This is a genomic window from Methanogenium cariaci JCM 10550, from assembly GCF_001315945.1.
GTDB classification, from domain to species: domain Archaea; phylum Halobacteriota; class Methanomicrobia; order Methanomicrobiales; family Methanomicrobiaceae; genus Methanogenium; species Methanogenium cariaci.
The window spans coordinates 1-23,183 of the sequence record NZ_BBBG01000007.1; the positions used below are offsets into that span (position 1 = coordinate 1).

A 23,183-nucleotide genomic window follows, 5' to 3' on the forward strand; every position below is an offset into this window, starting at 1 on the left:
CATGTACCGCCCCTGATCGATCACCCATGCACTCAAAGATACCGGAAAAAAAGAGGGCGGAAATGTTTGTGATCGGTAGGTGCATTCAGCCAATGTAGCTGAGTTCTTCTTCGGCCTTTGCGTTCTCGAGTTCTTTTATCTTCTCGACAATACCTTCCATCTCAACGGCACGCTCTTCAAGTTTCGTGTCGTCGATATCAAGGCCGGTCAGGGCACTCAGGATGCCGAGAACTGCATGGGCACTCTTTGGATCAACAATGTAGCCGGAGGTCTCCCCCCATCAGGCAGATGCCTTCTATTCCGCGCTCGGCACCCAGACTCAGGAGTAGTCCGGATGCGCCGATGATGCCGCCGCCCGGTTCGTCCGTTGAAAAAATCACTCCCGCTTCTTCAGCGGACTCCCGTAGGGCAACGTCACTGACTGCACCGAATACCCTGATCTCTTCCTGCAACTGGCCCGTCCCATAGCCTCCGAGCGTATAGATACGTTTTACTCCCAGTTCCTCGGCGATGTCAAGATACGCGTCTGCAAGCAGATAATGTCCTTCTGCAGATGCGCTCTGCACATCCCCCCCTATCAGAAATGCAATCGAGTAGTCATCGGTATTGATGAGGTAGACTTCATTGCGTGAAAGACGGGCGACGCCGCTTTCATCAATAAGCACCTGCGGAGGAAAGAAGATGGACGTGATCTCTGCAATCTTTTCTGCACCAAATTCTTCAATCATGTGCTCGGCAACAAGTTTTCCCACCTGGCCGACACCGGGAAGACCTTCGATAAGAATATCAGCGTGATACGTCTCATCGGCGAGCATTTTTATACGAATATCATCCATAACGAACTCTCCGTCGATATTTTCCAAATCGATCCTGTGAGGAATACCGAGCCGGATGTGCCGTCCGGGTTTCCGTTCCGCATTGCGGACAGGAAAAATTGAGGGTATAGGTTCCATCAGACGGGCATCGTCTAATTTTTCCGACCATTAATTCTTACCAGAGCGTGCTTTCCGGACAAACTCGCCGGTGCCGCCTGCACGTTCAACAACACCAACTGCTGCTTTGGCAACTTTGTTGATGGCCTTTTCAGCGGATTTGTAATCGTGTGCGGTTACTTTTACCCGGTACTTGGGAGCACCAACATACACCAGTTCAATCTCAACCCCCCCTTCAATCGTGGCTGAGCACTGCGCAATGCCCGGCGAATGACATTGACACCGTCCGGTTTTGTTGATGTCAGAATCAGATGGCCGGTGATGGTAACTTTGGATAATTTTACGTTTTCCTGGGCAACTTCGATCAGTGCGTCTCCAACCTTTTTGTCCAGGTCCAGACGGCCGAGAGTTGCTTTTTCATCCGTGATGACATCTTCAAATACCGGGAATAATGCCCCCCCATATTCACGGTAAAAGACATTCTGTATTGATTCTTCATCAGTGCCGGATGTCTTTGAGACAAATGAGACCCATTTCAGCGCTTTCTGCTCATTCTTCCATTCATGGATCTTCTCTTTGCGCTGATGATCGTTTACATCCTTCAGAGAGAGATCGATATGGCCCTTTGATCTTTCAACATGGAGAACTTTGCATACGACCTTCTGACCTTCACGGACATAATCCCTGATGTGCTTAATCCAGCCTCTGGCTATCTCAGCGATAGGGATCAGGCCTTCGCGTTCCTCATATTCGTCCAAGGTTACGAATGCAACAAAATCCTTTACATTCGCAACCGTGCAGACGACAAGTTCACCTTCGTCGGGCCATTCTCTCTCTAGCATGGGATTACTCACTTAACTCTTCGATGATCTCAGCATGAACCTTCGCGTTTCCGCTGGATGGTTCTGCAAGTACACTTCCGCAGACAACACAGTCGACGACGGTGCTTGCCCGCTGGAAGATGATCTGTTCGTTTTCACAGTCCTGGCACTTTACTTTGTAGAAAGCGCTTCGGTTCTCTCTGTTGATTCGTACCATTCTAATCACTCCGTGAGTTCAAATTTGCCCGCTTTTACGCCACGACGCAGGTGTGCTTTCCCGCATGCTGTGCACCGGTAGCGTACGTTGATTCTCTTCGTTGGTTTGTCGCCACCAGGTACCTTTGAGAACTTACCCCGGTTTCCGACTTTCCCGCGGCGTGCTTTCTGCCGATCGATCCAGTGAAGATGCATATCTTTCCCGCGCTTCACCTTTTCGACCTCATGGATCTCGTGTTTCCTGCAATAAGGACAGTAGGTATTAAATTTCGTTGGCATTTTCATGGAATAAGCCCCCTGTGTGTGGATATTGAAACCCAATATTATTTGCTTACCTTAATATTTAAGGCTATGTTGCGTTCATAAAGTACCTGCGCATTCCCCCCCAGAGGAAGCGAGACCAGGTCATCTTTAATAAGACTATATATTCTTCCGTCAGTCCCCCCCATAAAAGGTTCGATATCATCAAGGATATGAACCAGGTCATATCCCCCCCGGCAGTCTCCGGTAATTCCGGTTCCTCCGGGAGTATTTCTTCATCCGGTTGCAGTGTGGGGGGGCAGGGTGCGGGCACTTCTTCCTCTACCTCTATCTCTACCTCCTCTTCAGCAGGAGGCAGAACGGTCCGGACAACAGGTGTCCTCTTCGGCGATGCGCCATCGATGAGGGCATGCCTGCACGCGGTAATGGCTGCCTGAATCTCGTCATACATCTCCCGCTCTTCGGGGATCATCTTCCGGAGATCCAGAGGGTCCACGTAGTGCGTGTCCATCTGGCCTATTGCCATCTTCAGGATCTTTTTAAACCGTTCCCGGGAAATGTCGTTCAGGGTTACCTTCAGGCTGTCAATCTCACGCATGAGATCAGATCCGCGATCGGTAAGAAAATTGTCGACAGACTGGGCCTCGGAATACAGTTCCCGTAACCTGAGCTGTCCTTTTTCAAAAATATCCGCGGATATCGATGTGAGTTTTCCGCTTTCCCGCTCATCCAGAACAACTATCCGCAGGTCTTCAAGCTCCATATATAATCAACTCACCCCCCCATTCGATGGATCAGGCACCGGAACCTGTTAGCTCTCCGATGCCCCCCCGGCAGCAAAGAAACACTGCCATCTCATCCGGCACCCGATTTTTTCCTTTCTTAATCGTATATGTCTGACCCGACATAGGCATTGTCAGAGGGAACGGGCATTCCACGGAGACCATGTCTCCGCCAAAGTCAACGACGGCATCCACGAGGGGGGGATCAAAACGTTCCAGATCCGCCACTGAAGCGAGTTCGGTGACCCGGAACCCTGAACCGCCATGCAGGGAGCGCGGCGCACGGATCAGTCGTTTGATATCGGTGGTCACCGGTTCGTCGGTAAGGGCGGCCTTTGAGAGAATCAGGTGTCTCAGCGGTTCATAATCCTCTCCAATGATGGCACGAAGCGCATTGTTCTTCATCAGCGGTGCCGCCGAGGAGAGGTCGTCTAACGATCCGGTCAGCGTGTCCATGCCCTCGACAAGCGACCGTGCTGATTCCTTCCCCCCCACCCCCCCTTTCAGGGATGCGAGATACTTTATCCCGTCCTTTTCCCCCATATCATGGATGCGCTGCAGTTCTTCGCGCAGGGAATCCCGATAGCGTGCGGGCCAGCCGCCGCCTGCTCCCGCATGGGCACTGAGCATCACCCCCCCGGGTCGATGCCAATGCCGCAGACATAATCCACCAGCTCGCGCCGCTCCGGACTGCCCCCCCATTCCCGTATCTCAAGATCCCGGACATGAATGTGATATCCGCGCCCGCCGGAAAAGACCAGCGACATACTCTTTGTTGAAAATCCGAGTTCATCGGTGAGCATATCCACCAGTTTCAGGGTCTCGTCCTTTACCCGGGCAAGCATCGTATCGTAGGATACCTTCTGGACGATATGATCGGCATCCAGATCAAATATCAGTCCGCACCGGACCAGATCTTATCGTTCATCGTCGGCGCTGACGGGAGTTCGTAGTATGCCGTGGAAAAATACATGTGGCGGGGCACGGTCACCCGCACATAGGACGCCAGTTCTTCCCGCGACTGAAACGCCATATGCCGCCGCATCGGCACTCTTGACTCATCAAAGGAGATAAATCCCCATTCACGCTGAAGGAGCGATGGCGGCACAAATACCGGGGGGGCATGTGCATAATAGGCCGCAAACTTCTGTCTGATATATTCACGCGTGGCAGGATTCATCCAAGTCTCTTGATCATATATGGGCCTGATCGTTCATATCCGTGTCTGGCATAATATGGCCGGACTCCGATGCCGCTCATCACGCAACCGAGCGGTAGCCGTCTGATGCCGCCTGTTCTTCCGCCGCGTTCAGAAGGTCTGTGCCGTACTGCCGATGCTGCCACTCCCCCCCGGATGCGGTGGCATTCTTTTCCAAAGGAACCAGGGAGCCGTAGACATGCAGTTCCCGGATGATCGCACTTTCTGTCAGTTCGGTCCGCCAGGGATTGCCGGGGGGGTAACGCAGACGCACAAACCCGATCAGGGAGTCGGATGCCGTTACCGACAGGAAATGTTCGCTACCGCCACAGCATGCATATGTCTGTGTGTCGAGCACCGCCTCCTCTGCGGGTGCCGGAGCGCGGCCTGCTTCCCTGCAGCGGATACAGCGGCAGCTTCCCCCGGTCTCTAGCAATCTCTTCTGGGCGAGCTGCCGGAAATTGCTGTGATGCGATCCGGCGACGATCAGCCGTGCCGGAATGTCGCGCTGGACCCGCTGGAGACGGGTGTATTCCGGTATGCACGACTTTCCGAATGCGATCAGGTCAATCAGGTCTTCCTCCGGATAGGTCGTGTAGGCCCCCCCTGCCTCCCACAGGGATTCAATCTCCGAACCCGGAGTGACCAGGGTCGGATAAATCTTCAGGAAATCCGGCCGGTATGAGGGATTCCGGAAAAGCTCTTCAAACATCCAGCGGTCATCGGCCATCGTTGCGGAAGGCAGATTCGGCATGATGTGAAAGCCGACCTTTATCCCGGCATCCCGCAACAGGGTGTTTGCCGCAATCGTCTCTGCAACCCCCCCGTGCCCGCGACGGTTGTATGCGAGAATGTCATCTCTCAGCTGCTGCACGCCGAGTTCGACCTTCGTCACCCCCCCTAAGGAGAGCATACGGTCGATGTGTTCCTGTTTACACCAGTCCGGACGCGTCTCGAATGTTGCGGCAATACAGCGTGCCCGGGCGGTCTCGTTCCTGCGACACAGCTCCTCATACGGGGGGGCGCCGTCATCCGGAAGGATATCGCCTCCATACTCGTTCATCGCACGGATGCACGAACCCATAAATGATTCCTGATAGACCGGGTCACGGGCGGTCATCGTGCCGCCCATGACGATCAGTTCGACCTTGTCGATATGGTGGCCGAGGAGTTCGAACTGAAGCAGTCGCTGACGGACCTGCACGTAGGGATCAAATGCATACTGGCGGCCCCCCCGAAGTGCCGCCGGTTCCTCCCCCCCGGTATAACTCTGGGGTGACCCGAACGGATGGTCCGGCCCGCCCGGACAGGGCAGACATTTGCCATGGGGGGCATGGGTGGGGGGTGACGTCATCACCGCAACCGGTGCCACGCCGGAGAGTGTCCGGGTCGGTTTTACCTGGAGGATGATGCGCATTGCCTCAAATTCGTCGTCGGTTGCCGCGGCAAGTATGACGGAATTTTTGGGAATGGCAGAGAGCCCGTACTTCTTGGCCGTCTGAATCTTTATCTTCTGCACATCTGACGAGGTAACCCCGGGAAAAGAGAGCCGGGAAATAATTTCCCGGAAAATATCATTGTCCTGCATACTGCCTAATTACCGGCAATAATCTCATCAGGGGGGGATGAATACTCCTGATACTCAAGTGAAGCGAGACCCTTGGACTTCAGGTATGAAACCAGTTCGTCACCCAGCGTCAGAATTGCTTCCTTATGACAGGATTTATTTTTATGAATATGCACCGGGGGGGAGATGGAAAAAGCATCATACCCGGGTGTGCAAACCTCATCGCCGTACGTTGATTCGTAGTATTTTTTCACATGGACAAAGAGCATGTGAAGATGTAGAAGTTCCTCTTTTTGCACCAGATCACCAATCCTTAGAATTACTACTAATCAGGAATGCATATAGTTTATTGGTGATCTTTATATCGCAGTTTTCACATCCAATCGGAGCACTCGCGGGACTGGCCCTCGGAGATGCATTCGGCGCCCCCCCGTTTGAGGGGGCCCCCCCCACCGGAACACAATGTCCTCGAACCCGGCAATTTCGGAGTAAATCCGGGGAATTATGGTCAGTTTACGGATGACACGAAGCAGACACTTGCAATATCCAAATCGCTGCTGAAATGCGGGCGTTTTGACTCGATGGATGCAATACATGCTTTGATAGAGGAATATGATCGGGACCCGCGGTTCTATGGACCGACATCGGGGGAGGTGTTTACCCGGATCAAAACCGGATGCGCTCCACTGGAAGCGGCACGAACACTCTTTGAGGAGAAGGGTCTGGGCCGGACAAACGGCAGTGTGATGCGTGGCGTCCCCCCCATCGGGATCTGCTACCCGCCGGAGTCTGTCCGGGCCTGCAGCCTTGCGGCATCCCGCATCACCCATTTCCACCCGGTCGCCTGCGAGGCGTCGGCCGTGTTCAACACCGTCATCTCCTGTCTTTTGCGGGGTGAGAGCCTCGCCCGTGCACGGGACCGGGCCATTGCATCCTGTGAAATTGCCGAAGTCCGTGCACGTATCGCTGCCCCGGAAGACTACCCGCTGCGCCCGTCCATGGATGCGCTCGACACCCTGCACGCTTCCCTTTCCCTTGCCCTCATGAGTGATTCGTTTCAGGATGCGGTTACCGGAGCCGTCATGCTGGGAGGAGATACCGATACCATTGCCGCCCTCTCCGGTGCACTGAAGGGTGCGGAATATGGTATTGAAGCCCTGCCTGACGCATGGCTCAGGAATATTGAAGGAATCGATGCGGTCATCTCCTGCGCCGAAGCCTGTGGATGATAAGAAAAGATTGATCAAAAGGGGCTCAAAAGAACCCGTTTCATCCTCTTCCCCCCCAGTTTGCAGGAGAGAATCGTTCCGTTATCGATCTCGGCGATGCGGTATCCCTCGCCGGGTACAATTCCTTCCGGATTGCAGAGTTCAAAGTTGACACAGTCACGGTGCGTGCATCCCCCCCCTTGTGGACAACGGTTGAATTGAGAATGGTGCGCTCTGCAGGGACCGCAGCAGGGACGGCGGCTTCCACCACTTCCACGGTGTAGGCACCATCCATATGGACCGGGCAGGAATGAAGGGTATTGGTCCGTACCCCCCCGACGATGCGGTATCTCTGGTGGGGTGACAGGTTATGGCAGACCTTTTTGAGCCTGCAGCCTTCACATGCATGGACCTCTCCCTTGTACACGAATTCAATGCCCTCCTGTGCGAGTGCTTTTCCTATCAGCGTAATCTTTGTGTGTTCGTCTTTATCGGTCATTTCATTCCTCATATAACATCGCGATCAGCTGCTCCGCCACCTCTTCGGTGATGCCCATGTCCAGAATGGTAAACCGTTCCGGACGGATACTTTTGGCAAGAATCAGGGCCCGTGCCGCCATATGGTCGTCAATACCTATCTCCTTTGGCGTTGTCGGCGCCCCCCCGATCGCTCTCAGGGAGTTTCGGATACCTCTCCAGTCACCGCCGTGCAGGTACATTGTGATGATGGAACCGATGCCGCACTGTTCTCCATGCAGCCCTTTTCCCGGCGCGATCTGGTCAAGGGCATGACTGAACTTGTGTTCTCCGCCTGACGCCGGGCGTGACGAACCCGCGATACTCATCGCCACGCCGGAGGAGAGCAGTGCCTTGATGACGGTCCATGCGCTCTCTTCGGCATGGGGTTTGATCAGGTCGGCATTCTTACTGATGATCTCTGCAGTCATGCGCGAAAGGGCCATGGCATACTCGGAGAGGGGTTCGCCCCCCCGGAGTCGGTGAGAGAGTTCCCAGTCAAGGATGGCCGTGTAATTGGAGATCACATCCGCACACCCGGCTGCAAGCAGACGGTGGGGTGCTGCGGCGATGATACCGGTATCGGCGATGAGGGCGATGGGAGGGCTTGCCGCAAGCGATACGCTCCCCCTTTCACCGGCACCGACGCACGTGATGACGCAATACCATCATGAGACGCTGCGGTGGGGGGGATGCTGATAAACGGACGGGAGCAGTTGTAGGAGACAATCTTTGCCGTATCAATGACCCTGCCGCCGCCGACACCAACGAAGACATCCGCACCGCATCCCGCCTCTTCCGCCTCGGTGATCACGTCCGGGGGGGTGATGGCATCGACAATGAACAGTTCCGCATCGGCCACCTCATTGATCAGGGAAAGCACCCGGTTGCCTGCGACGTTCATGGTCCCCCCTTCCACTGAATACGACGACAGAACCCGAGACATGGAGGTCTTCGCAGACCTTCGGCAGCTGTGTGAGCACGTCATGGCCGATGATCACATCACGCGGCAGCTGCATCCATTTAGATTTATCCAAAACAGGTGTTTTGAGTAATTTTATACCGTCAGGACTCATGTACTATCATTAAATGATGTGGGATTTTATATACAAATATTACGTTGGTCCGACACTAAACGGAGAACCCTATACCATTGTCGATACTCTGACCTATGCCATCATCCTCATTCTTGCCGTATACCTCGTATACCGGTGGCTGAAAAAGACGGGGGGGATTGACATCGACCAGCAATTTATTCTTTCGACCATTCCCTTCGTCGTTCTCGGAGGACTGCTGCGTGTTGTCGAGGATACGGGAATCATCCCGCGACCGTGGAATGTCATTCTGGTAACACCGATCATCTTCTTTGTGGTCTTTTTTATCACCATCACACTGCTTGTGATCTCAAGAACACTGGAAAAGAAGGGCCTGATTGCGTCCTATACCAAAGGCTACGCTGCCGGTGGTGTCTGCGCCTGTATCATTGCCGCCGCCGTTCTGGCATATTTCGGCATCACTGAGACACAGATTTCCCTCACGGTGCTCGTAACAATACTGACGATGGCGGCCGTCTCATCGACTGCGGTCTGGGCTCTGCTCCGCTACGGATTAAAATGGACGTTTACCGAGAATATTCTCTACAAGCTGCTGATCTTCGGCCACATGCTGGATGCCAGCGCGACCAGTTTCGGTATCGAACTCCATGAACTGACCTACGTGGAGGTGCATGTTGTCGGCTCTCATCTCATCGAAGCCACCGGCACCGCATTTTCCATGTTCGCCCTGAAGCTGGCGGTGATCATCCCTGCCATATACGTGCTTGAGATGTACCGGAAGGAAGGGAACAGCCAGTTGTGGCACCTGATTCTTCTGGCGATGATCGTTGTCGGCATGGCGCCCGGTATCCGGGATATGGTACGGATGATCCTCTATGTTTGATGGCAGTTACCGCACAGCCGCGATTGTCACGGTGGGCATCCTCCTGCTCACCGGGATTATCGGGGGGGCATTTGCCGTGCATGCGGACCCTTCGGTGGGAGAATCACTGGTCGCCATGATGAACGAGGAGGTATTCAACAATATTGAATCAGAGAATCCTGCGATTGTTGCGTTCAACATCTTTGCAAACAATACTCAAACCTCTCTTATCCTGTTCATCGGTGGAGCGTCCTTTGGGCTGTTAACTGCACTGATTCTCTCGTTCAACGGGTTTATCATCGGTATCGTGGTCGAATTCGTCCGGCAGGAGCAGGGACTGTATGTCATTCTTGCGGGAATATTGCCGCATGGCATATTTGAGATTCCTGCGCTGGTACTCGCGGGCATGTTCGGTATCCTGCTCGGAGAAGAGCTCTGGAAAGAATTGCATGGCAACGGGGATGCCATCTCTGCGGCACACCGGATGGGAAAACAATTCCTCGTCTATGTTCTGCCTCTTCTGGGAATCGCAGCGATTATAGAGGGGTTTATTACTCCCGAAATCATACAGTTATTTATCTAGGTGAATGAGTAATGCAGGAAGATAAGGGCGCACTCCCGCCGAAAGAGACGTTCAGTGAATGGTACAATGACATTCTCTGGCAGGCAGAGATCATGGATGTCCGGTATCCGGTGAAAGGGGGGGTATACGTATGGTATCCTCACGGATTTGCCATGCGAAAGGCGACCTATGCTATTCTCCGGGAACTGCTGGACAAAGACCATGACGAGACCCTGTTCCCGATGTTGATTCCGGAAAACGAGTTCATGAAGGAAGCCGAGCACATCAAAGGGTTTGAAGAGGAGGTCTACTGGGTCACCCACGGGGGGGGCACGAGTGAACTTGATGTGCCGCTTGCCCTCCGCCCGACATCCGAGACGGCGATATACCCCCCCATGTACGCCCTGTGGGTCCGGTCGCATGCGGATCTTCCGATAAAACTCTACCAGATCGTGAATACCTTCCGCTATGAGACAAAGCACACACGGCCGCTCATTCGCCTGAGGGAAATCACCTCGTTTAAGGAAGCACATACCGTTCATGCCACCTGGGAGGAGGCCGAGGCACAGGTGAACGATGCGGTGGACCTGTATCGTACGTTCTATGACCGGCTCTGTGTCCCGGTCATCGTCTCCCGCCGTCCGGAATGGGACAAGTTCCCCGGTGCGGATTACACCCTTGCAACCGATGTTGTCATGCCCGACGGGAAGACCCTTCAGGTCGGCACCGCCCATCATCTGGGTGACCACTTCTCCCGTACGTTTGATATCACCTATGAGGATGCACAGGGAGAACAGCAGCTGGCATACCAGACCTGCTACGGGATATCAGAACGCTGCATCGCAGCACTTATCAGTACCCATGGTGATGACAAGGGTCTGGTCCTGCCGCCTGCCGTCGCACCGGTGCAGATTGCAATTGTCCCCATCATCATAAAAAAGCGTGAAGAAGAAGTTCGTGCGGCAGCGGAAGCACTCGAGACCGAACTCAAAGAGGCAGGCTACCGGGTCAAGACCGACTTCCGGAGCCTGCGGCCCGGTGCCAAATATTATCACTGGGAGATGCGGGGGGGTGTGCCGCTCAGAATTGAGATCGGCCCGCGTGATATCGATAACGGGGTGGTCATGACCGTGACCCGGCTGGGAGAAAAACAGACCGTCGCAAGGGATGCGCTGCTGCCCGGCATACAGGCAGTCATGGACGCGTTCACGGAAACACTGAAGGAGCGGGCGGAGCAGAAGGTGCAGGAACAGATTGTGCCCGCGTCCTCTCTTGACGAGGCACGTGAGGCAGCAGGCAAGGGCGTGGCCGTCATCCCGTGGTGCGGATGTAAGGAATGCGCCACCGCCATTGAAACCGCAATTGACGTCAGTGTGCTGGGCACCGATGTTCAGAGCAAATATGTCGCGGATACCGAAGGCACCTGTATCATCTGCGGCAAACCCGCACGTCCGGCAATCATTGCCCGGACCTATTAATCCTCTTTTTTCCCTGTCCGGATACCGGCAACGACAGATGCGATTGCCCCGATGATGACCGCACCATTCAGGGGGGGGTGGCCGTTGGCAGTGGTGCTGTCGTCTCCGGAACCGAGGTCTCTTCAGGAGTTGTCGGCTCATTACGGGTATCCACGAGAAGGGGGGGCACGGTCGATGTCCCGTCCCCTCGCACATTGCCGAATTCATCGTACTGGGTGATGGTCAGTGCGTCAATCGTCCCGTCGGGCACCACCGGCACCACCCCGCTGACCTCTACCGAGAGATACTCCGATCGGCCCTGTGCATATTCGAGATAGTAGCCGTTGATAAATACCACTCCGTTTTCCTGGGAAAAGGTCTGAACCGGATGATTGTCAACGGTGAGGGTATACTGCCATTCGGGGTTTGTCAGTGCGGTAGAGAGCTCAAGCCGGTCACTCCCCCCCGGAAATGTCACCTCTCCTGACGGATCAAACGAGACACGGGCAGATACCCGGACGACGTCTCCGGGAGAGACATTCCCGGATTCATCAGTCACAATCTGATCAACGGTAAACGAGGCTCCACTGACAGAGATGGTTGTTATTGCTACACAGAAAAGAATCATTCCGGCACACAGTATCAAGCGCATATGCTCTCTCCTTTGCCCTGACACAGATATATTTATCCCAAAAAAAGATTACTGCGGGGATCTAATATCTCCACCACCAAAGAGGACATTCTCTTATTCCCTCTTATGGTATTTAATAATGCCGGATGTGTGCGAATACGTGCAAAAATTGGGGTAAAAAAGAAGAATCCTGTTATATAGTTATTTATTTTCCGGCAGATTTGTTCAGTCCATTAAAAATACCGCTGCTGCAATGACCGAGGTCCATTGTCCGTCATCACCGACGACGGCACTCTTCGTCACGTTCATGGTCTGCTTGAGTGCACTCTCGGATATACTGCCAAACATATCCTTTGCCAGTTTCTCTGCATATTTTCCGGACTGTTTGGGCCCCCCCTGACCAAAGGAATGATTCTCGGTAAAATATCCCCCCAGTGAGATTCCATATCCTCAGGAATGGCTACCCCGATGGATGCGCAAATTCTCCGGTGTGGTTCATTTGAAGACAGGCGGGAAAACACCGTGAAAACAATACTGCCTGCGTGCATATCCGGGAGTGCCTCCTCTTTTGATATGATTCTGCATTTCGGGGGGGGAGGATTGAACTAACGGTAACAATATTGTAGCATTCAATGGATGCGTCCCGCAATGCCATCTCAAATGAAGTCAGTTCATCCGGACTCTGGCCGGCACCACAGGTAAAAAACACACGTTTTGGTACAAATCTGTCGCTCATAGTGTCCACCAAATAAGTATATACGTTTGGGTGCATGCTCACTTAAAGGAAATTGAAGAAACAGACAAATTCCTTTCCGGATGGGATGGATAATTCGGTATATAGCCAAAAACAAAAGAAATGGGTATCGTCACCGATTTAATAATCCGGAGTTACCAGCGGATGGTATCCTCTTGCGGCAAGTTCCTTATCAACCATAAAGAGAATATTCATGCCCATTTCATCACTGGCCATACTCAGTTTTTCAAGAATGGTGCGTGCGTTCTCCTCCTCTTCAACCTGTTCGTCCACAAACCACTGGAGCAGATTATAGGTTGCATGATCGTGCTCCTCATGCGCAAGTTCAACAAGATTATCAATCTTTGCGGTGACCGACTGTTCGTGCTCATACTGGTATTCAAAGGCCTTTTCCGGGGGGGATTCCCACAGGGAAGGCGGGGCGTCAATGGCCTGAAGTTCTATGATGCCGCCACGGGAAAGGACATAATCATAGAATTTCATGGCATGGTCACGCTCCTCCATTGCCTGAATTCGTTCCCAGTGTGAAAAACCCCGCAGCCCGATTGAATCATACCAGGCGGACATGGACAGATAAAGATAGGAGGAATACAGTTCCCATTTGATCTGCTCATTGATTGCGTCAAGAATTTTTCCATTCATTTGTGTTTTGTCACCTCGTTCACCCTCAGCACCGCCCATTGACAATGCGCCATATATACCTATGGTTGGATCGGTTCGCAGTCATCTGCGCCCGTTGATAAAGCGTGTGACAAAGGACTGTTTATCCGCATATGTCTGCTGCAGGTGAGGGGTTCCCGTGTGGAATATCTCCCGTTGTTTCTGAAAGAGTATGCCCAGCGCAATTTTTCCTGCATCGTCATATTGGTATTCCCGTAGCAGACGGCAGGCTGCATCAAAGTCTTCCGGATGGTGGTCCGCCGGCACATACACCTGTGCGTCATACTCCTCTGTTTTATCCAGATAGCTTGCACAGATCTGGAGGATGTCGATACAGGAAAACCCGGAATGGGAAATGCCTGCATGCATGAGCTCCTGGAGTTCTGTTCCCCGCCGGGAATAGCCCCGTGCAATAAAACTGCAGCCCGCTGAAAGCAGCAGTTCCGGTGGGTTGAATGCAATCTCACCGGTATCCTGCGGGTTTGATTTGCTGTGGTATGCGCCGGGAGACGTGGGGGGGGTAAACTGCCCCCTTGGTCAGCCCGTAGACCCGGTTGTTATGCACCAGAACGGTCATGTTCACATTCCGTTTGGCGGCAAACAGGAGATGGGCGATACCCTCCGCATAGGCGTCCCCCCCGTCCCCCCCACACAGCAGATCACCTTCAGGTCCGGGTTTGCCATACAGATGCCTGTCGCAAAGGAGACCGCCCTCCCGTGCAGGGAATAGAACGAGTTGATGTTCAGGTAATCGGCCATCTTTGCATGGCACCCGATCCCTGCAACGAGCACCATCTGTTCCCGGGGTATGCCCTTTTTTCCAGACGAAGAATGACATCCTTGAGTGCATGTTCGATGCCAAAATTGCCACATCCCGGACACCAGGTGTTCTGTGCATCTGTGATGAGTTCCCCCCCGGTCATTCGACCAGCCCCCCCACAGGTCTTCCATCAGTTGATCCAGGGTGAAGGGCCGCCCGTCAAACCGGGGCAGTCTGATGTCAACGGGGGATGCCGTGCGCCTCACAGATGTCCGCTAACTGTCCAGAATAATTGTCTTCCAGAAGGAAGGTCATGCGGGAGTTGCGGGTGGCCTCACGCATCTCCTGTTCCGGGAACGGGTGCAGAACAATGGCTGAACGAATGTTATCCCGACAATTCCCGCTGCCTCACGGCAGAGCGGGGGGGCGTTTGAACCCCATGCGATCAGACACCGGTCAGCCTCGCGGTTTCCTGAAATCTGCACCGGGTTCAGGCGGGAGACCGTCTCTGCCATCAACGGAAGTTTTCTCATCTGTTTTTTGGTCATGGCTGCGATCCCCATCCCATCATCAACGGATATCCCGCGTTCATCATGCGATTTGCTGTTTCCTTTTACAACCGACCGGAAAGGGGGGGCGGGGGGGAGGCGTATGGGGGGGATATGCCGTCTTCGGTGTTCCGGTATCTCAGGTATGCATCACTTTTTCCGGAGGGCAGAGACACCGGCGGGTGTGTCGGGAACAACTCCGGGGGGGCGACCGTGTATATCCCTCCGACAGGGTCTTGTCCGTCATCAGGATGGACGGAACCTGAAACTGCCAGGATAATGAGAGGGCATGGCCCGCCCATTCCACTGCCTGCTGTGCATCTCCGGGGGCAACAACAAACCGGGGGAACTCGCCATGACCTGCATGAATCGCAAAGTGAAGATCTGACTGAGCGGTATACGTCGGAGTGCCGGTGGACGGTCCGCTTCTCTGTGCAAGAACGATGGTGATGGGAATTTCCGCCATGCCTGCCATGGAAAGGGCCTCTGTCATCAGGCAGAACCCCCCCCGCCGGATGTGCCGACCGCAGTCTTTGCCCCGGCATACACCATTCCCTCCGCCATGGTGATGACGGCAATCTCACTCTCCGGCTGGAAGACCTGTATCCCCCGTCTCAGCGGAAGCGCCCGCCATGAAATGAAGGATGCCGGTGGAAGGGCTCATCGGATATGCGATATACCCGTCGAGCCCGGCCGAGAGCAGACCCAGACCGACGGCCTCATTCCCGGAGATGAGAATGCCCGGTGGCTGCGCATGGCGCGGCAATACTTTCTTCTCTGTCTGCATCCGGAAGGCGTCCCGGGCAATATGAAGATTTTTTTCGGTGAATTTCGGCATCTCATGCGCAATGACGGATGCGATATCCTCCCATTCCATACCGAGGGCAAAAGCCAGAGCACCGATCATCGCGGTATTGCCCATGACGGTTGACCCTTCATTCGTTTCAACGATGCTCTTCAGGGGGGGATACCGGAACCGGTATCCGATGTTATGATATCGGAGTTGTAAATGATCAGGGCATCCCGTTTGCAGTCGTTTTGATGCCGCCGGAGTGTTGTCTGATCCATTGCCAGCAGAATATCAATTCCCGAACGGCGTGCTCCGATCGGATGAGTGCCGGCACGAATTACAGAAAAGTTGTGTCCGCCGCGTATCAGTGACGGATAGTCATAGTACATATATGCATAATATCCCAGGTGGGAAAAGATGCGGGCAATCGTCTGGCCCGCAAGATTGATTCCGGCCCCCCCGCCTTTCCCCCCCAATCAGAACAGAACATTCACTCACCGAACCGTCATCTCCTCTGGACCTGCATGGAGAGGGACAATACATAATGGTTGCGTATTTTAGACCATACGCATCACTTTACAATTGCTGAAGCCTCCTCGTCAAACGGATTAGTCCGGAGAGCAAGAGAGAACATGTAGGGATAGCTGTTCTTCAGATACTCCATATACCGGACCCATTCGCTGACGAGTTCCTTATAAACCCGGTCAATATCTCCCCCCCGATATGCCGGCAGTCACTTTCCGGAAGACAGTCAAAACCGGGACGACATTGCAATTCCTCATTCAGGTGAAATACGGCACGTAGCAGTTCGGTAAATTTCTGATTCTCCAGAAGGACGGGGGGGTTTTCAAGCAGACGAATGAGAAAATCCCGTTTCTGCATAAGAAACGCATCCAGTTTTGCAAGGTCCATTTCGTCCCAGTTCACCGAAAAGGGGGGGTAGTCCTGAATGGATGCTGATGCACTGCGAAAATGGTCTGCCCCCCCCATTCATCGCCGATGATCAGTTTGTTTCGCAGCACCGCTGAGTCCTCATCGTAATCGGAAAGGACGGTCAGCAAATGGTTCCCCACTTCGGCAAAGAACGTACCTATCACCATATTGAGTTTCTGCATCTTCTCCTGATGGGACCGGAGGGTCAGCAGGTGGTTGAGTACCACGGTCACCAGCAGGACACTGATGGGAAGAAATCCTATCGCATTAAAGAGATAATTGATAGTATTTTCAGGATTGTGGAGCAGAAGCATCTTCGTTGAGTAAATGATTGCGGATGCTGCCACCAGAAATAGTGCCAGTTTCATTTCCCAGGTACCTAATTTTCCCATTTTTGTCATCTCCCGGACATACGGCATCTCTCTGTCCGCACCTCCTGCCGAAGGGGGGGTCCGATAAGAATAAATACCGTTTTTCCGTATGGAATGGTATGATTAGAAAGGCATCAATGATTCTGATTGTTCTTGTCATTGGAATGGTATGTGTCGCCGGGTGCACGTCCGATTCCGGCGAGACCTCCCCTACTGCTACCCCCCCCACGGCCGTGCAGACACCGGTTCCGACAACGCAGGCGGCACCCGACCTCGTGCCCCCCCAGCCCACCGATGTCGTACCGAGCACCCAGTTAGTGGCGGTCGCTGCGTCAAAAGACCCGATCACCGGTGACATCACCGTCACGTTCCGGGGCGGAAAAGGGCAGGATCAGGTCGATACCCTCAAAGTGGTTGTGATCTCGGGTGCCGGTGTTACAACGACCAAATCCCTGAAACCCGACTCAAAAGACGTGGCGGTATTCAGGGTGGATGACGGAGAGGCGACACGGGGAGACGACCGGGTCATCGTCACGGTATCCTACTACGATGGCAAAAGTTACATCATCTACGATGATGTCCTTTCCAGAAACTGAAGCGAAAAAAGGATGATTACGATTTATCACTCTTTTTTGAACCGACCAGTGCAGAAGCACTCCGTCGTCTATTCTTTGCATATCTCTGAGGACAAGGGAGGGAAATTCTGTTTCGCGGATATACCCGGTTCCGTCTGCAGGGGTGGGAGCATCCGCTCCGCCGATGATCATATTTCCGATACAGGTAAACAGTTCATCGACCAGTCCTTCTGCAAAGAGGGAGCCGATCAGCGTGCCGCCCCCCCCTCCACCATGAGCGTCCGGATGCCGAGGGTGCCGAGGTAGTCCAGCAAGGCGGAAAGATTGACCTGTTCGTCCCCCCCACACATCTGAATGTCGGCATATGGTGAGAGGGCAGCGGTTTTTTCCGGAGCTGCGAGACCGGAAACCGCAATGATCCTTCTGCCGGGACCTTTATGAAGGATATCCGCATCCACCGGTGTCCTCGCCCTGCTGTCAATGACAATACGGACGGGGGGGTGTTCATCCCGGCCTTCATCCAATCTCTTTTTTTGAGCAGCGCATCCTTAACGGTCAGGGAAGGGTCATCGGCAAGTACGGTCCCTATGCCCACCATGATCGCATCGCACTCTGACTTGATCAGATCGACACGCCTGAAATCAGTCTCTCCTGATATTCTGACCTGTCTGCGTTCTTTCGTTGAAAGTTTCCCGTCTGCACTCATTGCCACGTTGACAAACACATGAGGCCGCATATTATACCATTTATTCACGCCCGGATTTAGCCATATTGGTATCAGATTCGTGCATTTCACAGGTGATGAGGGAAAGAGAGAGGGAATTCATACAATACCGCGTCCCGTCCGGCAGGGGGGGCCCGTCATCAAAGACATGGCCGAGGTGTGCGCTGCACCGGCGGCAGAGCACCTCGGTGCGCACCATCCCGTGGGAATGGTCTTCATGCCATTCGACATTATCCGGGCAGACCGGACGGGCAAAACTCGGCCACCCGGTCCCGGAGTCAAATTTATCTTTGGAAAAGAAGAGGTGGGTTCCGCAACAGGCACACACATACACTCCTTCGTCATGGCAGTCTGCATATATTCCGCTGAAGGGTGTTTCCGTCCCTGCCTGTCGTGCAACACGATACACATCCGGAGGAAGCAGTATCCTCCATTCTTCATCCGTCCGGCGTATGACGGCGGTGCAGTAGGTCGTGCCTGCACACGCATCACATAACCGAAGGTGGTCCTCGGTTTTCATGCACCTACCTGTCCACACTCCCTGAAATACCTTGCCGACATGCAGCGGGCAAGACTTTTTTCTATCCTGACGGGGTGCGGGAGAACAAGAGAGCGAAAAATACCTTGCGCTCATCAGAATGAAAATGAAAGAATAAGTGCCTCAGGCCGGATTTCAGCAAATAAGTATAATGCCCTAAATTTTTATATACGATATAATCCCACACTAATTATGGAAAAAAATGCCTTTCACGCAACGCGGCACCAGTATCAAACCTATGAAACACGGGCCATAGAAAATGCAATCAGTGATGGCAGAATTTCCAAAAAGGAAGCCGGATACATCCGGGAATTCCTATCCGAGACCAATTCTCAGAAAGACCTGTCCGCGCAACGAAAGTTTAAACTCGCATCCAATCTCTGCACCGTCTCGCAATACACACCAGATATTGATGAGATGACAATAGGGGACCTATACGAGGCCGTGGAGAAGATCAAGAACGGGATATCTTCGCGGGGGAAGCCATACACACGGAACACTCAAAGCGATCTCTTACGCATCCTGAAGCGGTTCACTGTATGGTTGATTGAGAACGGGTATAGTGATCTTAATTTGAAGAAAGTGCAGAAGATCAAGATCCCGGCATACTCTACAAAGACCAAATCCGATAAGGACATCCTCAACGAGGAAGAGGTCCTTAAAATCATATCCGCTGCAAAAAGCATTCGATACCGTGCACTATTGAGCGTGCTGTTTGAGGGCGGATTCAGGATACAGGAATGCGCCGACATGAGATGGCAGGATGTCAGGTTCACAGACTGGGGGGGCCCGCATCCGCACCGATGGCAAGACCGAGAAGGAGCGGGCCGTGCCGATCATTATGTATTGTGACACCCTCGCAAAGTGGCAGAGTGAACACCCCGATCCGTCACCTGAAAACTATGTGTTTTTGAACCTGCACAATAAGCCACTGAAATATCAGAACACCCTTAAGACCATCAAACAATTTGCAGAGGAGGCAGGTATTGAGCGGAAGATCACGCCGCATATCTTCCGGCATTCACGCATTACATTTTGCCTGAGAAACGGCATGCAGGAGACACTTTTAAAGAAAACCTTCTGGGGGAATGAAACCACCGACATGCTGAAGATATACAGCCACCTCACACCGGGCGATGCAGACGAGGCATTCGCACGCATGGCAGGGGGGGTAGAGCTGCCGGAGGATGCCGGGGGGGAAGAGTCAAAGCTAAAGCCGGTGCAGTGTGACCAGTGCCATTATGTGAACGCACCCGGTGCCCGGTTCTGTAGCAGATGCGGTAAGGGACTTTCTGAAGAGGCCCGGGCAACCGTAGAGGGTGTCAAGGCAGAACTGAGAGACATCATGACAGAGGACCCGGTCACCCTCCTGGAAGCAGCACGGGAGATCGAGGCAATAAAGGCAGGCCGACAGGGTGGAGCAGTGCAGGCCCCGGAACAGGCCCGCCCCCCTGCCAAAGATTCCACTGAGACCGACAGCGCCGCATAGACGGGCACATCACCCCCCCTCTCTTATTCTCACTTCTGTTACACACGTGGACCCAGTGCGTCACCAAACTCTCGGAGAAAATGGACACCGAAAAAGGTCAACACATACATTACCTACACCCTCGCCCTGGGTCTCTCTTGGAGAAGAAGGGGTATGCCCTGCCGGTGAGTCCCCCCCAGCTGCAGGTGACGGCCCGGCTCCGTCTATGATCTAACGCAAGAGAGGTAGGCATGGAAGATGGTGCGGACGGCCGGGCAATGTCAATAAGTCCTGCGCCCGACTCTCTCTATTTATGAAGGTCCATAATAAAGAAAATCCAAACCACAATATTATGCCATACGACTGGCTAACCCTCCTATACCCTGCTGAATGGTGCTTCCGGTTCTTCATCGCCTCGATTCTCATTCTCATTGTCTCACACTTATCTACCCCCCCGATATCTCAGATTGGATACTGGACAATGCCAGCTGCTGCAATCGGTGCATTCCTACTCCAGCTAAGGTTCTGTACTTGTTTACAACCGGTAGAATGCCAGAAAGTGAATGAAGAACGGGATTTCGTTGTAGAGGAGAACCAATTTAGGTTCTCCCATAATACTCAAAACAGATTAAAGGAATTCTGAATATTTATATGAAATTCTACCCTGTCTCTTATGAGATAGGATAGAATTCCAGTGATAATTATTACTAAAAGCCCTGTGAACCCGTAAATATGCACTATCACGTAAGTCTCCTGTTAATACGACTTTGACGGTAGTCACCGTGATCATTATGATAACTCTTAAATGTGACAGAACATAATATATTTTGTCGAAATTATTTGTTCTATCAATAATGGGTGCACTCGTTGCACCTGCTGTTGGTTTTTGTTATCTAATTCTTTTAATTACCTCCTTATACAATATCTATTGTTTTTTCAGACGAATAATTCTTCTTTACCGTTCCTGTTTCGGGGGGGAATGTGGGTAACCTTACACGATAAACCATACTTATTACGCACCACATAATTCTCCTCCTTTTCACCTCCGGTATTTAGATACTATACACCCCCCCGGTAAATAAAGGCAAGTCAGAATTAATGAAAGTGGGATCATAGTGACTTCATGTGGGTAAGTTAAAATTTAATCGCCAACATAACCCCCTCTTAAACACTTTCGGAATAATTATCATTCCTCTTTCATAACAAGACGTCTATGCAACGCAACTATGATCTCATTCGAGAAATTCTATTAGAAATAGAGAGCCGCCGGGATCTTCCCTTTACTCAGCTTTATCTTCAAGATGACAGCAACAAGGATGAAGTTAGTTATCAGGTGAAAATAATGGCTGATGAAGGATTGATTGATGCTTCTTGTGACCGTACTTATGGACCATCCTATACCTATATTTATGTAATAAAAGACCTGACACCAAAGGGCCATGACTTCATTGATAACTGCCGCGATGACGGTATTTGGAAGAAAGTTAAGGCTGAACTTGGAAATAAAATCTCATCTGTTCCCTTCGATATTATCACAGCACTTCTTATCAAGTATGCTATGGGCGTTTAATTAGAGAGTGAGAACGGGTTGAGTAAAGGTATTATTCACCCTTCTTCAACCTCCATGTTTAGTTATCCTAGTGAGAGTATTTTATGGTATTTAGACCAGCAGGATATCATAAAATAATTAGATTTGAATTACTTGTGTGCCAAATCTTCCAATTTTTTCTTCCCCCCCTTTAATTGCGATAAAAGGAAGGCAGCGTATGGATTGTCTTTTCTTATTGCAAGTGAACGGCTCAGATCATTTATTGCATCATCAAACTGACGCATTTCAGTATATGCCTTCGCACGTAAGATAAGGGCAGTAGCACTATCAGGTTCAATATCAATAATCCGATCGCATATCTCAATTACACCCTGATAATCTTCTAAGCAATCTTTTATATTGGCACAATAAATGAGAGCTTCGTATGAAATAGGATTTATTTTTAGGGCTCTCTCCACATATTCCAGTATTTCTTCTAAACTCGATTGCTCAGTGACATACATTGATTTTGCTTTATTCATCTGTTCCAAATATTCTTTGGAGTAGTATGGTTTTTCACAGCTATTTTCTGATGCAAAGCCTACCATGTCATTAAAAAGAGTTAATCCACTGATATCATGCAAATCCCGTAATTCAAATAATATTTTGGATTTTTGATCTGCACTAATTCTAACCTTTTCTATCGATTCATCGATTATTTCAGGTTTTCCAAAAATGAATAACGAATGCTGTTTAGGGATTCTATTATTCAAATCTGAAGGTTCCCACACCCAAAGAAAATCCCCCCCCATTTCTTCCAAATATTTTTTAAATTTCCACCCAGAATTATCGCCATTTATTGGTTTGAATTTTTCAGGTTCAGATGTATTAATGATATGTACAACACCGTCATTATCCGGATCATTTATAGATGCAAAATAAAGTGCAACCAAAGAAGAATACGTGAAATCGATTAATGCAGTTGCAGCACCATTATGCTGGAGTTCTGCCAAAAGCTCAAGGTCTTCCAGAGGGATGTTTCCTTTCTTATCATACCCCTTAAGTTTTGCATTAGAAATCAAATCACAGTTATAGTCATTGAATTTTTTCAGCGCATCTTCACCTAGTTGATTATAACCAAGTCTTCTTGCAGCTGTGGAACTAATAGGATGTGAAATATCGCCCTGACCTCGGAAGGCAAATTTTCCATATTCGCATATTGTTAATTCTGTTATCTTTTCGAGATATTCTGTAACATTTATTACAGCTTTAGACCATTCTGAAGACTCAATTTCCTGTTCGGTCACATGATCACATCCACATTCTTACTGCACAAGGTTGAGTACAACATACAATAGAACTGACAAGCAAATGAATAGAACTGACAAGCAAATGAAAACTCCGTACCGGGTTCACTCCTTCAACCGGGCAAGTTTTTCGATATCATCGGCAACCTGTTCTTTCCA

At 51.7% G+C, this 23,183-nt stretch carries 27 protein-coding genes and 8 pseudogenes; 9 read left to right on the top strand and 26 right to left on the bottom strand.

Translation table 11 applies throughout. From position 1 onward, the window contains the following. Positions 1–85: 85 nt before the first annotated feature. The 9 genes and pseudogenes from JCM10550_RS07495 to JCM10550_RS07530 all read right to left on the bottom strand — a co-directional run bounded on the left by JCM10550_RS07495 (position 86) and on the right by JCM10550_RS07530 (position 6,076). Positions 86–836: pseudogene (locus JCM10550_RS07495) on the bottom strand (proteasome assembly chaperone family protein). Then, complete coding sequence (locus tag JCM10550_RS17035) at positions 829–984, bottom strand: RNA-protein complex protein Nop10 (protein WP_083475369.1); 156 nt, start codon at positions 982–984, stop codon at positions 829–831. Before JCM10550_RS17035 ends, JCM10550_RS07495 begins: the two are co-directional and overlap by 8 nt. Next, positions 984–1,774, bottom strand: a pseudogene (locus tag JCM10550_RS07500) (translation initiation factor IF-2 subunit alpha). Before JCM10550_RS07500 ends, JCM10550_RS17035 begins: the two are co-directional and overlap by 1 nt. Positions 1,775–1,778: 4 nt before the next feature. Continuing rightward, a complete protein-coding gene (locus JCM10550_RS07505) occupies positions 1,779–1,970 on the bottom strand; it encodes a 30S ribosomal protein S27e (protein WP_062398183.1) in 192 nt (63 codons plus the stop codon). Positions 1,971–1,975: 5 nt separating this feature from the next. After that, entirely contained in the window at positions 1,976–2,254 is a 279-nt protein-coding gene (locus JCM10550_RS07510; RefSeq protein WP_062398187.1) for a 50S ribosomal protein L44e, read from the bottom strand. Positions 2,255–2,318: 64 nt separating this feature from the next. After that, the gene (locus JCM10550_RS07515; protein ID WP_062398188.1) at positions 2,319–2,993 is read right to left on the bottom strand and encodes a hypothetical protein; all 675 of its coding nucleotides are present in this window, start codon (positions 2,991–2,993) and stop codon (positions 2,319–2,321) included. Between the two features lie 31 nt (positions 2,994–3,024). After that, positions 3,025–4,192 (bottom strand): annotated as a pseudogene (locus JCM10550_RS07520) (DNA primase small subunit PriS). Then, positions 4,189–5,798: pseudogene (locus tag JCM10550_RS07525) on the bottom strand (tRNA uridine(34) 5-carboxymethylaminomethyl modification radical SAM/GNAT enzyme Elp3). The pseudogenes JCM10550_RS07520 and JCM10550_RS07525 overlap by 4 nt, the downstream one beginning before the upstream one ends. Before the next feature lie 5 nt (positions 5,799–5,803). Then, a complete protein-coding gene (locus JCM10550_RS07530; protein WP_083475370.1) occupies positions 5,804–6,076 on the bottom strand; it encodes a UPF0058 family protein in 273 nt (90 codons plus the stop codon). Positions 6,077–6,190: 114 nt separating this feature from the next. On the opposite strand from JCM10550_RS07530, the gene JCM10550_RS07535 reads away from it, so the two are divergent. Then, the gene (locus JCM10550_RS07535; protein WP_062398192.1) at positions 6,191–7,006 is read left to right on the top strand and encodes an ADP-ribosylglycohydrolase family protein; all 816 of its coding nucleotides are present in this window, start codon (positions 6,191–6,193) and stop codon (positions 7,004–7,006) included. Between the two features lie 40 nt (positions 7,007–7,046). Here the strand turns inward: JCM10550_RS07535 and JCM10550_RS07540 are convergent, their stop codons facing one another. Both JCM10550_RS07540 and JCM10550_RS07545 read right to left on the bottom strand, forming a co-directional pair. After that, positions 7,047–7,484, bottom strand: a complete 438-nt coding sequence (locus JCM10550_RS07540) for a UPF0179 family protein (protein WP_172673807.1) — start codon at positions 7,482–7,484, stop codon at positions 7,047–7,049. A 1-nt stretch (position 7,485) separates the two neighbouring features. Beyond that, positions 7,486–8,577 (bottom strand): annotated as a pseudogene (locus JCM10550_RS07545) (NAD(P)-dependent glycerol-1-phosphate dehydrogenase). A 13-nt stretch (positions 8,578–8,590) separates the two neighbouring features. Between JCM10550_RS07545 and JCM10550_RS07550 the strand changes: the two are divergent. The 3 genes from JCM10550_RS07550 to proS are packed head-to-tail and all read left to right on the top strand — an operon-like array spanning position 8,591 to position 11,458. Next, on the top strand, positions 8,591–9,439 hold the full coding sequence (locus JCM10550_RS07550; RefSeq protein ID WP_062398196.1) for a DUF63 family protein: 849 nt from the start codon (positions 8,591–8,593) through the stop codon (positions 9,437–9,439). Further along, on the top strand, positions 9,432–10,001 hold the full coding sequence (locus JCM10550_RS07555; RefSeq protein ID WP_062398198.1) for a stage II sporulation protein M: 570 nt from the start codon (positions 9,432–9,434) through the stop codon (positions 9,999–10,001). The genes JCM10550_RS07550 and JCM10550_RS07555 overlap by 8 nt, the downstream gene beginning before the upstream one ends. An 11-nt stretch (positions 10,002–10,012) precedes the next feature. Further along, positions 10,013–11,458, top strand: coding sequence for a proline--tRNA ligase (gene proS, locus JCM10550_RS07560; RefSeq protein WP_062398200.1), 1,446 nt, complete (start codon positions 10,013–10,015; stop codon positions 11,456–11,458). A 67-nt stretch (positions 11,459–11,525) separates the two neighbouring features. On the opposite strand, the gene JCM10550_RS07565 is transcribed toward proS, so the two are convergent. The 6 genes and pseudogenes from JCM10550_RS07565 to JCM10550_RS07580 form a co-directional block, all read right to left on the bottom strand. Next, a complete protein-coding gene (locus JCM10550_RS07565) occupies positions 11,526–12,089 on the bottom strand; it encodes a hypothetical protein (RefSeq protein WP_157200053.1) in 564 nt (187 codons plus the stop codon). A gap of 204 nt (positions 12,090–12,293) precedes the next feature. Further along, positions 12,294–12,440, bottom strand: a pseudogene (locus JCM10550_RS24720) (pyruvoyl-dependent arginine decarboxylase); the annotation flags it as partial. Further along, entirely contained in the window at positions 12,374–12,616 is a 243-nt protein-coding gene (locus JCM10550_RS24725; protein WP_281175320.1) for a pyruvoyl-dependent arginine decarboxylase, read from the bottom strand. The pseudogene JCM10550_RS24720 and the gene JCM10550_RS24725, both read right to left, overlap by 67 nt. After that, positions 12,529–12,804 carry a pyruvoyl-dependent arginine decarboxylase gene (locus tag JCM10550_RS24730; RefSeq protein ID WP_281175321.1) on the bottom strand — a complete coding sequence of 92 codons (276 nt, stop codon included), beginning with the start codon at positions 12,802–12,804 and terminating at the stop codon, positions 12,529–12,531. The genes JCM10550_RS24725 and JCM10550_RS24730 overlap by 88 nt, the downstream gene beginning before the upstream one ends. A 138-nt stretch (positions 12,805–12,942) precedes the next feature. After that, entirely contained in the window at positions 12,943–13,464 is a 522-nt protein-coding gene (locus JCM10550_RS07575) for a ferritin (protein WP_062398340.1), read from the bottom strand. Positions 13,465–13,545: 81 nt separating this feature from the next. Further along, positions 13,546–13,851, bottom strand: coding sequence for a hypothetical protein (locus JCM10550_RS07580; RefSeq protein ID WP_062398204.1), 306 nt, complete (start codon positions 13,849–13,851; stop codon positions 13,546–13,548). 82 nt (positions 13,852–13,933) lie between these two features. Between JCM10550_RS07580 and JCM10550_RS22475 the strand changes: the two genes are divergently transcribed. Further along, positions 13,934–14,212, top strand: a complete 279-nt coding sequence (locus tag JCM10550_RS22475) for a hypothetical protein (RefSeq protein WP_062398206.1) — start codon at positions 13,934–13,936, stop codon at positions 14,210–14,212. A 13-nt stretch (positions 14,213–14,225) separates the two neighbouring features. Here the strand turns inward: JCM10550_RS22475 and JCM10550_RS19635 are convergent, their stop codons facing one another. The 6 genes and pseudogenes from JCM10550_RS19635 to JCM10550_RS22485 all read right to left on the bottom strand — a co-directional run bounded on the left by JCM10550_RS19635 (position 14,226) and on the right by JCM10550_RS22485 (position 16,914). Next, on the bottom strand, positions 14,226–14,405 hold the full coding sequence (locus JCM10550_RS19635; protein WP_062398208.1) for a hypothetical protein: 180 nt from the start codon (positions 14,403–14,405) through the stop codon (positions 14,226–14,228). Between the two features lie 148 nt (positions 14,406–14,553). After that, a complete protein-coding gene (locus tag JCM10550_RS07595) occupies positions 14,554–14,790 on the bottom strand; it encodes a hypothetical protein (protein WP_157200054.1) in 237 nt (78 codons plus the stop codon). 139 nt (positions 14,791–14,929) lie between these two features. Further along, the gene (locus tag JCM10550_RS07600; protein WP_062398212.1) at positions 14,930–15,283 is read right to left on the bottom strand and encodes a hypothetical protein; all 354 of its coding nucleotides are present in this window, start codon (positions 15,281–15,283) and stop codon (positions 14,930–14,932) included. 87 nt (positions 15,284–15,370) lie between these two features. After that, positions 15,371–16,056, bottom strand: a pseudogene (locus JCM10550_RS07605) (2-oxoacid:acceptor oxidoreductase family protein). Positions 16,057–16,231: 175 nt separating this feature from the next. Beyond that, positions 16,232–16,492, bottom strand: a complete 261-nt coding sequence (locus JCM10550_RS22480) for a hypothetical protein (protein ID WP_245618863.1) — start codon at positions 16,490–16,492, stop codon at positions 16,232–16,234. A gap of 11 nt (positions 16,493–16,503) precedes the next feature. Beyond that, complete coding sequence (locus tag JCM10550_RS22485) at positions 16,504–16,914, bottom strand: hypothetical protein (RefSeq protein WP_245618864.1); 411 nt, start codon at positions 16,912–16,914, stop codon at positions 16,504–16,506. Positions 16,915–17,021: 107 nt separating this feature from the next. Between JCM10550_RS22485 and JCM10550_RS22490 the strand changes: the two genes are divergently transcribed. After that, positions 17,022–17,480 carry a hypothetical protein gene (locus tag JCM10550_RS22490; RefSeq protein WP_245618865.1) on the top strand — a complete coding sequence of 153 codons (459 nt, stop codon included), beginning with the start codon at positions 17,022–17,024 and terminating at the stop codon, positions 17,478–17,480. A gap of 33 nt (positions 17,481–17,513) precedes the next feature. On the opposite strand, the pseudogene JCM10550_RS07625 reads toward JCM10550_RS22490, so the two are convergent. Continuing rightward, positions 17,514–18,195 (bottom strand): annotated as a pseudogene (locus JCM10550_RS07625) (2,5-diamino-6-(ribosylamino)-4(3H)-pyrimidinone 5'-phosphate reductase); the annotation flags it as partial. Between the two features lie 10 nt (positions 18,196–18,205). Then, positions 18,206–18,703, bottom strand: a complete 498-nt coding sequence (gene msrB, locus JCM10550_RS07630; RefSeq protein WP_062398220.1) for a peptide-methionine (R)-S-oxide reductase MsrB — start codon at positions 18,701–18,703, stop codon at positions 18,206–18,208. Between the two features lie 435 nt (positions 18,704–19,138). On the opposite strand from msrB, the gene JCM10550_RS19640 reads away from it, so the two are divergent. The 3 genes from JCM10550_RS19640 (at position 19,139) to JCM10550_RS07650 (ending at position 21,759) form a co-directional block, all read left to right on the top strand. After that, positions 19,139–19,573, top strand: coding sequence for a tyrosine-type recombinase/integrase (locus tag JCM10550_RS19640; protein ID WP_172673809.1), 435 nt, complete (start codon positions 19,139–19,141; stop codon positions 19,571–19,573). Beyond that, a complete protein-coding gene (locus tag JCM10550_RS07640; protein WP_083475373.1) occupies positions 19,485–20,210 on the top strand; it encodes a site-specific integrase in 726 nt (241 codons plus the stop codon). The genes JCM10550_RS19640 and JCM10550_RS07640 overlap by 89 nt, the downstream gene beginning before the upstream one ends. 1,192 nt (positions 20,211–21,402) lie before the next feature. Then, complete coding sequence (locus JCM10550_RS07650; protein WP_062398227.1) at positions 21,403–21,759, top strand: DUF2513 domain-containing protein; 357 nt, start codon at positions 21,403–21,405, stop codon at positions 21,757–21,759. A gap of 128 nt (positions 21,760–21,887) precedes the next feature. Here the strand turns inward: JCM10550_RS07650 and JCM10550_RS07655 are convergent, their stop codons facing one another. After that, on the bottom strand, positions 21,888–23,024 hold the full coding sequence (locus JCM10550_RS07655; RefSeq protein ID WP_062398228.1) for an FRG domain-containing protein: 1,137 nt from the start codon (positions 23,022–23,024) through the stop codon (positions 21,888–21,890). Positions 23,025–23,183 lie beyond the last annotated feature (159 nt).